This window comes from Pigmentiphaga aceris, from assembly GCF_008119665.1.
In the GTDB taxonomy this organism is placed as follows: Bacteria; Pseudomonadota; Gammaproteobacteria; order Burkholderiales; family Burkholderiaceae_B; genus Pigmentiphaga; species Pigmentiphaga aceris.
Genome location: NZ_CP043046.1, coordinates 3,918,850 through 3,933,702 on the forward strand (window position 1 = coordinate 3,918,850; position 14,853 = coordinate 3,933,702).

Annotated in this window: 12 protein-coding genes; 10 read left to right on the plus strand and 2 right to left on the minus strand. The window is 62.4% G+C overall.

Annotation, left to right across the window (positions count from 1 at the left end; genetic code table 11):
* Positions 1 to 105: 105 nt before the first annotated feature.
* From budC to FXN63_RS17040, 10 genes are all read left to right on the plus strand, one after another.
* Positions 106 to 912 carry a meso-2,3-butanediol dehydrogenase gene (budC, locus tag FXN63_RS16995; RefSeq protein ID WP_148816398.1) on the plus strand — a complete coding sequence of 269 codons (807 nt, stop codon included), beginning with the start codon at positions 106 to 108 and terminating at the stop codon, positions 910 to 912.
* Positions 913 to 1,007: 95 nt separating this feature from the next.
* A complete protein-coding gene (gene leuS, locus FXN63_RS17000) occupies positions 1,008 to 3,671 on the plus strand; it encodes a leucine--tRNA ligase (RefSeq protein ID WP_148819461.1) in 2,664 nt (887 codons plus the stop codon).
* A 17-nt stretch (positions 3,672 to 3,688) separates the two neighbouring features.
* A complete protein-coding gene (locus tag FXN63_RS17005; RefSeq protein ID WP_246164861.1) occupies positions 3,689 to 4,192 on the plus strand; it encodes an LPS-assembly lipoprotein LptE in 504 nt (167 codons plus the stop codon).
* 3 nt (positions 4,193 to 4,195) lie between these two features.
* Positions 4,196 to 5,284 (plus strand): DNA polymerase III subunit delta, encoded by a 1,089-nt coding sequence (gene holA, locus FXN63_RS17010; RefSeq protein ID WP_148816399.1) that lies wholly within the window; start codon positions 4,196 to 4,198, stop codon positions 5,282 to 5,284.
* A 136-nt stretch (positions 5,285 to 5,420) separates the two neighbouring features.
* Entirely contained in the window at positions 5,421 to 6,686 is a 1,266-nt protein-coding gene (locus tag FXN63_RS17015) for a glutamate-5-semialdehyde dehydrogenase (protein WP_148816400.1), read from the plus strand.
* A 115-nt stretch (positions 6,687 to 6,801) separates the two neighbouring features.
* Entirely contained in the window at positions 6,802 to 7,224 is a 423-nt protein-coding gene (locus tag FXN63_RS17020) for a CopD family protein (protein ID WP_148816401.1), read from the plus strand.
* A 710-nt stretch (positions 7,225 to 7,934) separates the two neighbouring features.
* On the plus strand, positions 7,935 to 9,293 hold the full coding sequence (locus FXN63_RS27100; RefSeq protein WP_246165212.1) for a THUMP domain-containing class I SAM-dependent RNA methyltransferase: 1,359 nt from the start codon (positions 7,935 to 7,937) through the stop codon (positions 9,291 to 9,293).
* A 111-nt stretch (positions 9,294 to 9,404) separates the two neighbouring features.
* Positions 9,405 to 9,635 (plus strand): hypothetical protein, encoded by a 231-nt coding sequence (locus FXN63_RS17030; protein WP_148816403.1) that lies wholly within the window; start codon positions 9,405 to 9,407, stop codon positions 9,633 to 9,635.
* Between the two features lie 142 nt (positions 9,636 to 9,777).
* Entirely contained in the window at positions 9,778 to 10,005 is a 228-nt protein-coding gene (locus FXN63_RS17035) for a hypothetical protein (RefSeq protein WP_148816404.1), read from the plus strand.
* Between the two features lie 530 nt (positions 10,006 to 10,535).
* Positions 10,536 to 11,486, plus strand: a complete 951-nt coding sequence (locus FXN63_RS17040; protein ID WP_148816405.1) for an aldo/keto reductase — start codon at positions 10,536 to 10,538, stop codon at positions 11,484 to 11,486.
* Between the two features lie 1,139 nt (positions 11,487 to 12,625).
* Here the strand turns inward: FXN63_RS17040 and FXN63_RS17045 are convergent.
* Positions 12,626 to 13,867 carry a quaternary amine ABC transporter ATP-binding protein gene (locus tag FXN63_RS17045; RefSeq protein WP_148816406.1) on the minus strand — a complete coding sequence of 414 codons (1,242 nt, stop codon included), beginning with the start codon at positions 13,865 to 13,867 and terminating at the stop codon, positions 12,626 to 12,628.
* Positions 13,864 to 14,727, minus strand: a complete 864-nt coding sequence (locus FXN63_RS17050) for an ABC transporter permease (RefSeq protein WP_148816407.1) — start codon at positions 14,725 to 14,727, stop codon at positions 13,864 to 13,866. The genes FXN63_RS17045 and FXN63_RS17050 overlap by 4 nt, the downstream gene beginning before the upstream one ends.
* Positions 14,728 to 14,853 lie beyond the last annotated feature (126 nt).

The window sequence follows — 14,853 nt, forward strand, 5'->3', positions numbered from 1 at the left end:
AGCTCTTGCGCCAGGGATAACCCTTTGCCGTGCGAAGTAAGGCCTTCCGTGGAACCTTCACCGAGGCCTTGCCACCGCGGCCAATCCGAGCAGGAGTTGTCACGCATGAGATTTGCAAACAAGACGGTCATTGTCACCGGCGCGGGATCGGGCATTGGTGAAGGCGCAGCGCGCCGCTTCTCCCACGAAGGTGCCAAGGTGGTGCTGGTTGGCCGAACCAAGGAAAAGCTTGAAAAGATCGCATCCAGCCTGCCAGCAGACCGCACGCTGGTCCATGTTGCCGACGTATCACAGGAAATCGAAGTGAACGCGCTGATCTCAGCCGTGGTCACGAAGTTCGGCAGCATCGACGTGGTGGTCAATGCAGCCGGCGTATTTGCGGGCAGCACCATTACCGAATCCACCACGGAAGACTGGCGCAAGGTCATGTCCAACGATGTGGACAGCATCTTCTTCATGTGCCGGGCCGCCATGCCGCACCTGATCCAAAGCAAGGGCAACATCGTGAACATCTCGTCGGTGTCGGGCATGGGTGGCGACTGGAATTCCAGCCTTTACAACGCGGCCAAGGGCGCGGTCACCAATTTCACACGCTCGATTGCGATGGACTACGGCCGTCAAGGGGTCCGGGTCAATGCCATCTGCCCGAGCATGACCATGACCGACATGACGCAGGACATGCTGGACAAGCCCGAACTGATGGAAAGCTTCAAGGAACGCACGCCACTGTGGGGGCCAGCCACGCCTGAAGATATCGCCGGACCGATCGCTTTTCTGGCCAGCGACGACGCCCGATATGTCACGGGTGTGAACCTGCCGGTTGATGGCGGCGTGACGGCAGCCAACGGTCAGCCGCCGCAGGGTGGAGCTCGGCCCTATAATGCTGGGTTAGGTCGCGCGGCCTACTCGTGATGATGTTCTCCGGGGGCCGCGCCCACGCCTCGCGTCCCGGCCGCCGTGCACGGGATGGACGCATTTCCTTGATCGCAGCCCAGCCCCCGGAAACCATGCAGGAACGCTACCACCCCGCCGAGGTCGAATCGGCCGCCCAGCAACACTGGAACGCCACCAACGCCACGTTGACCACCGAACACGCCAAGCGCCCGGACGGCTCTGAGAAGCCCAAGTTCTACGCTTGCTCCATGCTGCCCTACCCCAGCGGCAAGCTGCACATGGGCCATGTGCGCAACTACACCATCAACGACATGATGGCCCGTTATCTGCGGATGACCGGCCACAACGTATTGATGCCCATGGGCTGGGACGCCTTCGGCCTGCCCGCCGAAAACGCCGCCATGGACAAGGGCATCGCGCCCGCCAAGTGGACGCGCCAGAACATCGCCGACATGAAGGCGCAGATGCAACCGCTGGGCCTGTCGATCGACTGGTCGCGCGAGCTCGCCACCTGCGACCCCGAGTACTACAAGTGGAACCAGTGGTTCTTCCTGAAGATGCTGGAAAAGGGCATCGCGTACAAGAAGACCCAGGTCGTCAACTGGGACCCGATCGACCAGACCGTGCTGGCCAACGAACAGGTCATCGACGGCCGTGGCTGGCGCTCTGGTGCCGTGGTGGAAAAGCGCGAAATCCCGGGCTACTACCTGGCCATCACGCAATACGCTGACGAACTGCTGGACAACGTGTCCGACCCGGCTGCCCCCGGTTACCTGCATGGCTGGCCCGAGCGTGTGCGCCTGATGCAGGAACACTGGATCGGCAAGAGCCAGGGCGTGCGCTTCGCCTTCCCGCATGACATCAAGGACGCCGACGGCAAACTGGTGCAAGACGGCAAGATGTACGTCTTCACCACCCGTGCCGACACCATCATGGGCGTGACCTTCTGCGCCGTGGCCCCCGAGCACCCCATTGCAACGCTGGCCGCCGCGACGAACCCGACGCTGGCCGCGTTCATCGAGGACTGCGCACAAGGCGGTACCTCGGAGGCCGAAATGGCCACGAAGGAAAAGGAAGGCGTGCCGACCGGCTTCTTCGTGACCCACCCGCTGACCGGCGCGCAAGTGCCGGTGTGGGTCGGCAACTACGTGCTGATGGGTTATGGCGACGGCGCTGTCATGGGCGTCCCCGCCCACGACGAGCGCGACTTCGCCTTCGCCCGCAAATACAGCCTGGAGATCAAGCAGGTCGTGGCCGTCGAAGGCCAGCAATACAGCGACCAGGCTTGGCAAGAGTGGTACGGCGACAAGCAGCGCGGCGTCTTGGTGAACTCGGGTGAGTACACCGGCCTGGGTTATGCAGCCGCCGTCGACGCAATTGCCGCCGCCATCACGGTCAAGGAATTGGGCGAGAAAAAGACCACCTGGCGTCTGCGCGACTGGGGCGTGAGCCGCCAGCGCTACTGGGGCACGCCGATCCCGATCATCCACTGCGCCGATTGCGGCGACGTGCCGGTGCCCGAGAAAGACCTGCCGGTGATCCTGCCGGAACACCTGATCCCCGATGGCAGTGGCAACCCGCTGAACAAGGACGACGCGTTCCTGAACGTGGCGTGCCCGCACTGTGGCAAGCCGGCCAAGCGCGAAACCGACACGATGGATACCTTCGTGGACTCGGCCTGGTATTACATGCGCTATACCTGCCCGGACAGCGCCAACGCGATGGTCGATGCACGCAACGATTACTGGTCGCCGATGGACCAGTACATCGGTGGCATCGAACACGCCGTGCTTCACCTGCTGTATGCGCGCTTCTGGACCAAGGCCATGCGCGACATTGGCCTGATCAAGTACGACGAGCCGTTCACCAAGCTGTTCACGCAGGGTATGCTGCTCAATGAGTCGTATTTCCGCGAAGAGCCGAATGGCAAGAAGCGCTGGTTCTACCCCAGCGAAGTGGAAGTCACCCACGACGAGCGCGGTGCCCCGGTCAGCGCAGTTGCGCGCGCCGACGGCCAGCCGGTGCAGATGGGCGGCATCGAAAAGATGTCGAAGTCCAAGAACAACGTGGTGGAACCGGGCGACATCATCAGCCGCTTCGGTGCCGACACGGCACGCCTGTTCACCATGTTCGCAGGTCCCCCGGACCAAAGCGCGGCATGGTCCGACACCGGTGCCGAAGGCACGGCACGTTATCTGCGTCGCGTCTGGACCTTTGCCCATCGCCAAGCCGATGTCGTGCGTGAAGCGGGTGACGATTTCACCGGCATCAGCCCGGCCGGTGCACGCCTGCGCCGTGACATCCACTTGCTGCTGCGCACGGTCGGCCATGACTACGACCGCCTGCAATACAACACCGTGGTGTCTGGCACCATGAAGCTGCTGAATGCACTGGACGACGCCACGCTGACCGATTCGCCGGCCGACCGTGCTGCCCTGCGCGAAGGTACCGGCATTCTGTTGCGTGCGCTGTACCCGGGCGCACCGCACATCACCCACGCGCTGTGGCAGGAGCTTGGCTTCGGCACGCGCATCGGTGATCTGATCGATGCACCGTGGCCGCAGGTCGACGAAGCCGCGCTGGTGCAGGACGAGATCGAGCTGGTGTTGCAGGTCAACGGCAAGATGCGTGGTTCGGTCACCGTGCCCGCAGCGGCCGACAAGGACGCCATCGAAGCCGCCGCCCGCGCACACGAGGCGGTCGAGAAATTCCTCGAAGGTCGTCCGCCCAAGCGCGTTATTGTGGTGGCCGGCAAACTTGTCAACGTGGTGGGATGATGGTCAAACGGTTTGAGATGGATCCGGCACGACGCACGGTGTTGCGCACCGCGCTGGCGCTCGGCATGACCGCAGCGCTGGCCGGTTGCGGCTTCGCGCTGCGCGGCCAGGCCACCCTGCCCTACAAGACGATTTACCTGGGTTTCTCGGGTAACAACGAACTTGGCGCAAACCTGCGACGCAACATCCGCTACACCTCCAGCACCGAAGTGGTTGATCGGCCGCAGGACGCAGAAGCGCTGTTCCAGATGATGAGCGAAGAGCGTCAGAAGATCATTCTGACGCTCGACGGTCAGGGTCGGGTACGCGACTACGAGCTGATCTACCGCGTGGTCTTCCGCGTGCATGACGGCAAGGGTCGCGAATTCATGCCGCCGACCGAAATCAGTCTGCGCCGTGAAATCTCGTTCAACGACAGCGCACTGATGGCCAAGGAATCGGAAGAACGCCTGATCTACCGCGAGATGCAGGCTGACCTGGTGCAGCAGATCATGCGTCGCATGGAAGCGCAGGGCCGCTGATTCATGGGTGTGTCATTACGCGCGGAGCAATTGGCTGCCCGGCTCAAACCGGGCGAGCCTTTGTCGTCGCTCTACACCGTTACCGGCGACGAAGCCCTGCTTGTCATCGAAGCCATGGATGCGCTGCGGGCGGCTGCGCGCGCGGCCGGCCACCTTGAACGTGAGGTGGTAGTCGCCGATGCGCGTACCGACTGGACCACGGTCCTGGCCGGTACGCAGTCGATGTCGCTGTTCGGTGAACGGCGCATTCTTGAGCTGAAGCTGCCGGGTGGCAAACCCGGCAAATCAGGCGGCGATGTCATTGCGCGTCTGGCGGCCGATTGCGGCACCAAACCGCCGGGCACCGCCGACTGCATCACGCTGGTGATGCTGCCGCGCATCGACAAGACCGGTCGCGCAACACCGTGGTTCACCGCACTGGCCGCGCATGGCGTGGTGGTGGAAGTACCCACCATTGATCGCAATGCGCTGCCGGACTGGATCGGCCTTCGTCTGGCAGCCCAGCAACAACGCGCCCGTGGCCCGGTATTGCAATGGATGGCCGAACGGGTCGAGGGCAATCTGCTGGCCGCGCATCAGGAAATCCAGAAGCTGGGTTTGCTGTATCCGGAAGGCGATCTGAGCCTGGAACAGGTGCAGGATGCCGTCGCCAACGTGGCCCGCTACGACGTGTTCACCTTGCGTGACGCAATGCTTGCGGGTGATGCCACGCGCGTGGTGCGCACGCTTGACGGCTTGCGCGCTGAAGGTGAAGCACTGCCGCTGGTGCTGTGGGCAGTTGGCGAGGAAATTCGCCTGCTGGCCCGCCTGGCCGAAGCGCGTGCACAAGGCCAGAACCTGAGCGCATTGATGCGCAGCCTGCGTTTCTTCGGACCGCGTGAGCGCCTGGCCGAACAGGTGCTTGACCGGGTGGCTCCAAACGCCTGGCCTGCCGCGGTTCGACATGCCCACGAAGTCGACAAGATGATCAAGGGTTTGTCGGTGCCCGGGCGCTTGGCAGACCCGTGGCACGAAATCACCCGACTTGCCCTGCGACTGGCCGCACGCCCGTCGCGCCAGACACCACGCCGACCTCCGCGCCCTGCAGCCTGACCGGCAGTTTTCCCAAAGCGCTTACACTCGGTAAGCGCCCGGCTCGGCCGCTTGATTTGCCGGCTTACTTGCCACCTCAATTGCCGCCACCCGCCGCCCTTTCCAACAGCAGACCCAGACACGTCCGCCGACGACCATGAAATCTCTCGACATCTCCGAATACATGACGCAGCTCGGTACGCGAGCACGCGCAGCATCGCGCGCCATCGCCCGAGCTGACGACACTGCCAAGTCAGGTGCCCTGCGCGCCATCGCACGTGGCCTGCAAGCCAATCGCGATGCCTTGATTGCCGCCAATGCAATCGACCTGGCGCGAGCCCGCGACAACGGCCTGGAACCCGCGATGCTGGATCGTCTTAAGCTGGACGACAAAGCCCTGTCGCGCATGATCGAAGGCCTGACCCAGATCGCCGGCATGCCGGACCCGATCGGTGAAATCACCGAGGTCAAGATTCGCCCCAATGGCATGCGTGTCGGCCGGATGCGTGTTCCGCTGGGTGTTATCGGCATCATCTACGAATCGCGTCCCAACGTGACCATCGACGCGGCGGCGCTTTGCCTGAAGTCGGGCAACGCGACGATTCTGCGCGGTGGCTCGGAAGCCATCGAGTCGAATGTGGCGCTGGGCGCTGTGATTCGGGCGGGATTGGAAGAAGCCGGCTTGCCGAGCGACGCAATTCAAGTGATCGAAACCACCGACCGTGCGGCCGTCGGTGCCTTGGTCACCGCCACGGAATACGTGGATGTGATCGTGCCGCGCGGCGGCAAACGCTTGATTGCGCGCCTGACCGAAGAAGCACGTGTACCGCTGATCAAGCACCTGGACGGCAACTGTCATGTCTACGTGGACAGCGCCGCAGACCTGGCACAGGCCCACACGATTGCGCTGAATGCCAAGACATATCGCTTCGGCATTTGCGGCGCGATGGAAACGCTGCTGGTGCATCAGTCGGTAGTCACCGATTTCCTGCCCAAGCTGGCTGCGGAACTGCGCGCCCGCGAGGTGGAATTGCGCGGCTGTGAACGCACCCGTGCCCTGTTGCCCGATGCTGCTGTCGCCACGCAGGAAGACTGGTTTACCGAATACGCCGCGCCCGTGCTGGCGATCAAGGTGGTCGACAGCCTGGACGAGGCCATCGACCATATCGAGTATTACGGCTCGCACCACACCGATTCGATCGTTACCGACAGCGTCACGCACGCCCGTCGCTTCCAGCGCGAAGTCGATTCCGCTTCAGTGTTGGTGAATCTGCCGACCTGCTTTGCCGACGGCTTTGAATACGGCCTGGGTGCGGAAATCGGCATTTCGACCAACAAGCTGCACGCGCGTGGCCCGGTTGGCCTGGAAGGCTTGACCACCCTGAAATGGGTGCTCGACGGTGAAGGCCAGCAACGCGGCTGACCTTCAAACCGGCGCAAGGCTGCATGACAACAGACTTGCGTCAACGGCACGACACGCTTGATCCCCTGACCAGGCGTGGTTCTTTTTCTTATCTATATTTCTACAGGATGGCCGGATGCTCTGGGTAAAGGCTTTGCACATCGTTTTCGTCGCGTCGTGGTTTGCAGGACTGTTCTATTTGCCACGAATCTTCGTCAACCTCGCGCAGGACAATGACCCGGCGGTCACCACCCGATTGCTGCGCATGGCACGAAAGCTGTACCGTTTCATGAGCATTCTTGCTTTGCCTGCGCTGATTCTGGGCCTATGGCTGTTCCTGGGTTACGGCATCGGCAAAGGCCCGGGCAACGGTTGGCTGCACGCCAAGCTGGGCGTGGTCGTACTGATTATTGGCTACCACCACGCCTGTGGTGTGTTGCTGCGCAAGTTTGAAGCGGGCCGCAATGCGCGCTCGCATGTGTTTTATCGATGGTTCAACGAAGTCCCGGTCTTGTTGCTGCTTGCAGCGGTAGTCCTGGCTGTCGTCAAACCCTTCTGAACTCCAGGCAGGTTACTACTTTGTCCGACGATTCCGTCAAGAAAACCCTCACGTTGAAGCCCCAGGCCCCCGCCCAGCGCGGAGCCCGGCGCGACGACCCGCCCAGCGCACGCAGCGGTTCCCGTGCGCGCCGTGTCGCGCAATCCGACATCGAGAGCAGCAAGGCCAAAGCCAAGGCCCGAAGCGGTGGCCCGCGCCCCGCGTCTGGCGATGCGGCTGACCGTCCGCCGCGCGATGCCGGCGATCGGCCACGCGGCGACCGACCCAGCTATGGCGACAGACCGGCAGGTGCACGTCCGGCCCGACCGGCAGGTGATCGCCCCGAGCGCGGAGCCCGTCCGGAAGGCGGCTTCCGCCCGGATCGTGGCCCGCGTCCGTCGTTCACCCCGCGTGATGGACAACGCGACGAGCGCGAAGCTCGACCGGCACCGGCAGCGTCGCAATACGAAGACCCGACCGACTCGCCCTACGCGCGCCCGCGCAGCCAGCCGCCCCGTGCGGAAGGTGGCCGTGGCGACGCACCGCACCGGGATGGCCAGCGCAGTGGGGGGGCTCGTGGTGAATCGTCCCGTGGTGACTCATCTCGCGGTGATTTTTCCCGTGGTGACGCGCCTCGTGGCGAATACGCACGCGGCGATCGTCCGCGCGGCGACAGCGCACGTGGCGACGCACCGCGTACCGATCGCCCCCGCACCGACCGTCCGCGCGACATGGCACTGCGCAGCGCGGCGCGCGCCGCCGCGATTGCAGCCGCCGCCGAATCGGCAGCCAGCGGCAAGCCGCTGGCCCAGGTAACCGGAGCCGCTACGCCCGCCCCGGCAGCACGAAGCGCTGGCGCAGCCGATCACCGTCCGCCCCGTCGCCCCTACGACAAACCAGCAGGCAGCCCGACGCGCACCACTATTGACGGTCACACGTCCGGTGCCGAAATCTTCCAGGTCTTCGCCCCCTGCCCGCAAGGCCTGGACGAAGCCCTGGCCGGCGAACTGCGCGATCTGGGCTTTGCCGACGCCCGCGCTGGCCGCGCCGGTGCGCATTTCAGCACCGACTGGAACGGCGTCTTGCGCGCCAACCTGCATTCGCGCCTGGCCACGCGCATCCTGGCACAAGTCGCCCAGGAAACCGTGGCCACCGAAGAAGAGCTGTACGCCCTGGCACGCGCTACCCCCTGGGAACGCTGGTTCGGTGCCGAACAAACGCTGCGCGTCGATACCTCGGCCGTGCGCAGCCCCATGCAAAGCCTGCAGTTCTGCAACCTGCGCGCCAAGGACGGCATCTGCGATCGCCTGCGCGAACGCGAAGGCGAACGCCCCAGTATCGACACCGTGCGTCCCGACGCGCGTGTGCACGTCTTCCTGTCGGAATCGACCGCCACGCTGTATCTGGACACCTCGGGCGAATCGCTGTTCAAGCGAGGCTGGCGTCTGGACAAGGGCGAAGCACCCCTGCGTGAAAACTTGGCCGCCGGCATGTTGGCGCTGGCAGGCTGGGACGCTGCCACCCCCTTGCTCGACCCGTTCTGCGGCAGTGGCACGCTGGTGATCGAAGCGGCCCTGAAAGCCCTGCGCGTTCCGCCCGGCATTTCTCGTCCGTTTGCTTTCGAACGTCTGCGCGGTCACCAGGAACGTCGCTGGTACGACCTGAAGGAAGACGCCCGCGCCAAGATCCTGAAGGAAATCCCCGCCACCCTGGCAGGAGCCGACCTCGATCCCCGCGCCATCGACGCAGCACGCATGAACGCAGACCGCGCCGGCCTGACCGAAGAAGCCGTGTACTTCGAAGTCGCAGACGCCCGCGATACCTGCCCGCTTGACGAACGTCCCGGTGCCATCATCACCAATCCGCCTTACGGCGAACGCCTGGAACTGGCCGAGAACGCCACGCTGTGGCCGGAATGGGCCAGCACACTCAAGCGTGAGTTCAATGGCTGGAAGATGCACATGATCACCAACGACCTGGATCTGCCGAAGAAGCTTCGGCTCAATCCGTCGCGTCGTACCCCGCTGTACAACGGTGCGCTGGAGTGCCGCCTGTTCAGCTTCGACCTGGTGTCTGGAGGCTTCCGCTAAGCCAACCAGAATCCTGTTGCTGTAGTGCAATAAAACAGGTCGCTTCTTGCGGGCCATGATGAGCAAGGGTTATCCTAGGGTTATTACCTAGTCGTTAACCCGGAGTTCATCATGGCCCGTTTTCAAATGCCCGCTTCCAGCGCCAACTACCCCTTCGCCGCCGGCTATCTGCCGCAATCCTTCATTCAAGAAAGCCGTCTGACCGATGACATGGAGCGTTCGCTCGCCCATGCAGAAGTGCGCTCGCAGATCTACGCCGATGCCCTGCCCTTCCAAGGGATCGCACGTGCATTCAAGGCCTGGATCGCCCGCGGCACCGCACGCCGCACCGCCAATGCCTAAGACGTCGATGCACCACGTGGCATGTAGTTACGCCGCAACGTGGTGCACGATTTAAGCAAATAGCACCAAAATAGTTTGCAGTGCACCACGAAGATGCTTAACATTAGGGTTATCACTTAAACGTAAACCCAAGGAGCTCTTCATGAACCACTTCCTCTACTCGATGCCCACTTCGCAAGACCTGATTCGCAACTTCCCGGCCGACGGTCGCCTGACCGACGAACTGGAACGTGCTCTGGCACACGAAGAAATGCTGAACAATTCGTCCCTGGTCAACCCGCTGGCAGACCTCTTCGCTGTTGCGAAGCAAGCCTTCCTGCGCGTGATCGGCCGCACCAAGTCGCACGGCCTGCAACAAGCCGGCGCCTAAGAAGCAGCCAAAGGGTTAAGACCCTAGGGCCACAAGCCCGATCGACCCAGTGATAGGTTGATGTTTGACGAGCTCGCCTCCTCCAAGGCGGTCGTTGAACAAGCGTGATGAGCCTCCTCCCTGCAGCGCGCCGCCTTTTGGCGGTGCGCGCTGCAGAGTCAGTAGGCTCTTGTCTTTTGTACGATCCGTTTCGCATCATGCGTTGCGTGATCCTCAGGCGGACCAAGGTCGCAGATCCTTGTTGCGGTAGCGTTATCGCAAGGAATGCCCGTCGATGGCATTCAGACAACAGGCTGCATAAAACCGAAGGTCTGCCGCATGTGGTGATGCCCCGCCCTGTACACGGGTGCCTCGCTGCCGATGCACGAATTCGTGCAGGTTTTTCACCCACGTAGTGCACCGTCTTTGCGCCGCGCCTCCTGCGCGCATTCTTACGTTTCCCTCCAGCGCCCGCCGTTGCGGCGCGCATCAAAATGCGACACTTGTGCGTCTGGCCACTTCCTGGCCAACTCACGCACAGGAGTTTTCGCATGTCTCTTCGTCAACTCGGACGTTCCGGCATTCAAGTGCCCCCGCTGGCCTTCGGCGGCAACGTGCTTGGCTGGACGGTCGACGAGCCCACCGCCTTCACCTTGCTGGACGCGCTGCTTGATCAAGGCCTGAATTTCATCGACACCGCCGACATGTATTCGGTGTGGGTGCCGGGCCACCAAGGTGGCGAGTCCGAGACCATTCTTGGCAACTGGTTCAAGGCACGTGGCAATCGTTCGCGCGTGGTGTTGGCCACCAAGGTGGGCATGCAGCTGACGCCTGAGAAGAAAGGCTTGGCCCCTGACTACATTCGTCGCGCGGTGGAAGATTCGCTGACCCGCCTGCAGACGGACTACATCGATCTGTACCAATCCCATGAAGATGATCCGACGGTGCCCCAGGAAGATGTATTGGGCGCGTACGCGGATTTGATCAAGGCGGGCAAAGTGCGCGCCATTGGCGCATCGAATTTCACGGCGGCGCGCTTGGCGAGTGCACTGGAGATCAGTGAGCGTACTGGCCTGCCTCGTTATGAAACTTTGCAGCCGGAATACCATTTGATGGCGCGCAAGGATTTCGAGGCGGAGCTGGAGCCGCTGGTGTTGGCGAAGGAAGTTGGCGTCATCAATTGGAAGGGCCTTGCGAGCGGCTTCTTGAGCGGCAAGTATCGAAGCGAGGCGGATGCCGGCGGTCGTACGCGTGGCAAGCAGGTGCTGAAGTATCTGAATCCAAAGGGGATGCAGGTGTTGGCGGCGCTGGACGATGTTGCCGCGCGTGTGAATGCGAATCCGGCGCAGGTTGCGTTGGCTTGGCTGATTGCCCGCCCGAGCATTACGGCACCGATTGCGAGTGCGACTAGCTTGGCGCAAGTCGATGACTTGGTCGCGGCGACGAAGCTGAAGTTGGATGCTGAGGCGATTGCTCAGCTGGATCGGGCTAGCGCTTATTGATCGACCAAATTTTGAGCGTCGCGGTTTGGTGCTCTTTAGTCAGTCGTGGGTGATGGGGCCGGCTCGTCTGCCCCGCTGGACTTTCGCGTCGGGACTCCCGCCCTCCACGTCGTCCAGAAGGGCAGCCAATCCGGCCCCACCACCCACGCCTTCAAAGACGTTTGGTTAAAAGCGCATGCCGCCTTTGGGCGGGCAGAATTCTCTGGCTGCCAAGTGCTGTACGCGGTTCTCGGCATGCGCTGGCCACCATCCTTGATTGCCACGCGGCTGGCCTTGGGGATTGGCTGGCCAGGTCGCCACGAAGCGATTTCTCCGGCTCACGATTCGGTGGGTTCTTCAGCAGCCTTTTACCGCAATGCCACTCAACGAAGTCACGCGTCTGCTTCGTGGTGGGGTGACACCGAAGCGGGTGGCCGCCGCGTCACGGCATGCGGAGAGCGGCAGCGACGATCGTGCGCTGGCGGCTGATTTGATACATGCGCTCAGCGGACGTACGAGTGCTTTTTGAAACGCCTGGCAGCATCAGCACTTACTACCACTCATCACCGTTCTTCATCGGTCCGAACATTCTTCATCGGTCCGCACGTTCTTCACCGTGTCGAACTTTCTCTATCGCCCCGAACGTTCAACACACAGCCTTCAAAGCGCCAACCTTCAGCGCCCCGCCTTTTCGTCGCATTACCTAGTGCGCGGCCACCCGCTTCCAAGTCACCCCACCACCAAGCAGGAGCGCACATTTTCTTGCGTGGCACCGCCCTGAAAGGCCCCTGATATACGGCACGATGCGTGAGCCGCTGAGCCGCTTCGTGGCGACCTGGCCAGCCAGTCCCGAAGGCCAGCCGCGTAATGACTAAGAACGGTGGCCAACGCATGCCGAGAACCAAGTCCAGCATCTGGCAGCCAGAAAATCGCAGATCGCCCAAAGGCGGGATTTGCTTTTAACCAAACGACCTTGAAGGCGTGGGTGGTGGGGCCGGATTGGCTGCCCTTCTGGACAAGGTGGAGGGCGGAGACCCGACGCCAAGGTCAAGCGGGGCAGACGAGCCGGCCCCACCACCCGCGGCTGGCAGAAGAACCAAGCACCGTCACGAAAAAACCGTACCAAGCCCAGCAACACAGCTACCTAGCCGAAAAACCCTTCAAGAAACCGTCTCAGCCACAGGCTTCACATCCTCACCCGAATCGGCAACAACTTCAGGTTCAACAACCGGAGGCACCACCAACTCCACCACCTTGCGGCGCGACAGCCAGCCAATGAACTCCTCCTGCTCGCCCGTCACCGCCAACGGCTGATCACTGCGCAACAGACGCCCCAAGACCTCATCCAAGCCCGTCGTCGCTGGCACGGACGCAATATCTTCCACATAAGCAGACACATCCCGCGCCGACTCACGAATCGCCTGCTGCACAGACGACAGCGTCAACACACCCGCCAACCGCTTGCCATCCAACACCGGCGCATAGTCATAACGCAAAGACTGCAAACGCTCCAAGGCATGCTGCGGACGCGAACGCATCGTCAGCGTAAAGCGCGGCTCGTCGCGCACCGCATGTGCCGCGTTCAACACCCGGCTACGATTCACATCCTGCAAGAAAGCTTGCACGTAATCGTTGGCCGGATTCAGCAGAATGTCTTCCGGCGTCCCTTCCTGAATCAGCTCGCCATCCTTCAGGATCGCAATCCGATTGCCCAGTCGCAAAGCCTCATCCAAATCGTGCGTAATGAAGACGATCGTCTTGTTCAGCTTCGCCTGCAGGCGCAGCAACTGATCCTGCATCTCACGACGGATCAGCGGGTCAAGCGCCGAAAACGCCTCGTCCATCAGCAGAATTTCCGCATCGGTGGCCAACGCACGCGCCAAGCCCACGCGCTGCTGCATGCCGCCCGACAACTGGTGCGGGTACTGCGACTCGAAGCCATTCAAACCCACCTGATCCAGCCAGTGACGTGCCTTCTCTTCACGCACGGCACGGTCCACGCCCTGCACTGCCAAGCCATAGGCCGCGTTCTCCAGCACCGTGTGATGCGGGAACAGGCCGAAGCGCTGGAACACCATGCTCATCTTGCGCTGACGGAAGGTCTCCAGATCACGCGGCGACATCGATACCACGTCCACGCCATCGACCAGAATCTGCCCACCACTCGGCTCGATCAGGCGATTGAAGTGGCGGATCAGCGTCGACTTGCCCGAGCCCGACAAGCCCATCACCACAAAGATGCTGCCCTCCTCGATCGACAGCGAAATGTCGCGCAGACCCAGCGTGTGACCACTGCGGGACAGCAGCTCTTCCTTGCTCATCCCGCCCTGGACATCTTTCATCCACTTCTGGGGTTGCGGGCCGAAAATCTTGTAGATGTTGCGAACTTCGATCTTGCTCATCGCTGACCTCCAATGCGCGCGCGTTGGCGCTGGCCGTAGGATTGGGTGATACGGTCGAACAGCACCGCCAGCGCAACGATGCCCAGGCCGGCCATCAGGCCACGGCCGACTTCCAGGCGGTTGATGCCCAGCAGCACTTCATGCCCCAGCCCACGGGCACCGATCATCGAGGCAATCACCACCATCGACAGGGCCATCATCGTGGTCTGGTTCACACCGGCCATGATGTTCGGCAAGGCCAGCGGCAACTGCACACCGAACAGCTGCTGGCGCGTCGACGCACCGAAGGCGCGCGAGGCTTCCAGCACTTCGCGGTCGACCAGGCGAATGCCCAGGTCGGTCAGACGGATCAGCGGGGGAACGGCGTAGATCACCGTGGAGATGATCGCCGGGATCTTGCCCAGGCCGAACAGCATCACCACCGGAATCAAATACACAAAACTTGGCATGGTCTGCATCACGTCGAGCACGGGCAGCATGATCTGGCGCAGCCAGTCCACCCGCGCCATCAGAATCCCCATCGGGATGCCGATCACCACCGACACACCTGTGGCAACGATCATCAAAGCCAGCGTCTGCATGCCGGCGTCCCACAGGCCCAGCATGCCGATCACACACAGCAACGCGCCCATCGCGACGCTGAAACCGATACGGCGGCTGACCGCCCAGGCGATGGCAATCACGACCAGCGTGACGGCCCACCAGGGTGAATCGCGCAATACCTGTTCGATCCAGATCAGCAGATTGAGCAGCGGACGGGCCATCGCCTCGAGGGTCGAGGCGTAGTCGGTCACCAGATGGTCGACAAAACCGTCGATAGCCTGCCGGATTGCTCGGGCAGGAAAGAACTCAGGAAACATGGTTTTATTTTCTCCGTGGATATGAACCCGGCCACCCAGGTTCGATGCAGCCGGTGCAAGCGCTGCTCACCGGAAAAAGAACTGCATCGACCGCCCCGCAGGTTGCGGCGGCGGCGGGTTCACAGA

Excerpts from the sequence above, each read along its gene's own strand:
- FXN63_RS17035 (WP_148816404.1), top strand. The coding sequence starts at position 9,778 with ATGAACCACTTCCTCTACTCGATGCCCACTTCGCAAGACCTGATTCGC.
- leuS (WP_148819461.1), top strand. The coding sequence starts at position 1,008 with ATGCAGGAACGCTACCACCCCGCCGAGGTCGAATCGGCCGCCCAGCAA.
- FXN63_RS17050 (WP_148816407.1), bottom strand. The coding sequence starts at position 14,727 with ATGTTTCCTGAGTTCTTTCCTGCCCGAGCAATCCGGCAGGCTATCGAC.
- FXN63_RS17040 (WP_148816405.1), top strand. The coding sequence starts at position 10,536 with ATGTCTCTTCGTCAACTCGGACGTTCCGGCATTCAAGTGCCCCCGCTG.
- budC (WP_148816398.1), top strand. The coding sequence starts at position 106 with ATGAGATTTGCAAACAAGACGGTCATTGTCACCGGCGCGGGATCGGGC.
- FXN63_RS17005 (WP_246164861.1), top strand. The coding sequence starts at position 3,689 with ATGGATCCGGCACGACGCACGGTGTTGCGCACCGCGCTGGCGCTCGGC.
- FXN63_RS17030 (WP_148816403.1), top strand. The coding sequence starts at position 9,405 with ATGGCCCGTTTTCAAATGCCCGCTTCCAGCGCCAACTACCCCTTCGCC.
- FXN63_RS17020 (WP_148816401.1), top strand. The coding sequence starts at position 6,802 with ATGCTCTGGGTAAAGGCTTTGCACATCGTTTTCGTCGCGTCGTGGTTT.
- FXN63_RS27100 (WP_246165212.1), top strand. The coding sequence starts at position 7,935 with ATGGCACTGCGCAGCGCGGCGCGCGCCGCCGCGATTGCAGCCGCCGCC.
- FXN63_RS17045 (WP_148816406.1), bottom strand. The coding sequence starts at position 13,867 with ATGAGCAAGATCGAAGTTCGCAACATCTACAAGATTTTCGGCCCGCAA.
- holA (WP_148816399.1), top strand. The coding sequence starts at position 4,196 with ATGGGTGTGTCATTACGCGCGGAGCAATTGGCTGCCCGGCTCAAACCG.
- FXN63_RS17015 (WP_148816400.1), top strand. The coding sequence starts at position 5,421 with ATGAAATCTCTCGACATCTCCGAATACATGACGCAGCTCGGTACGCGA.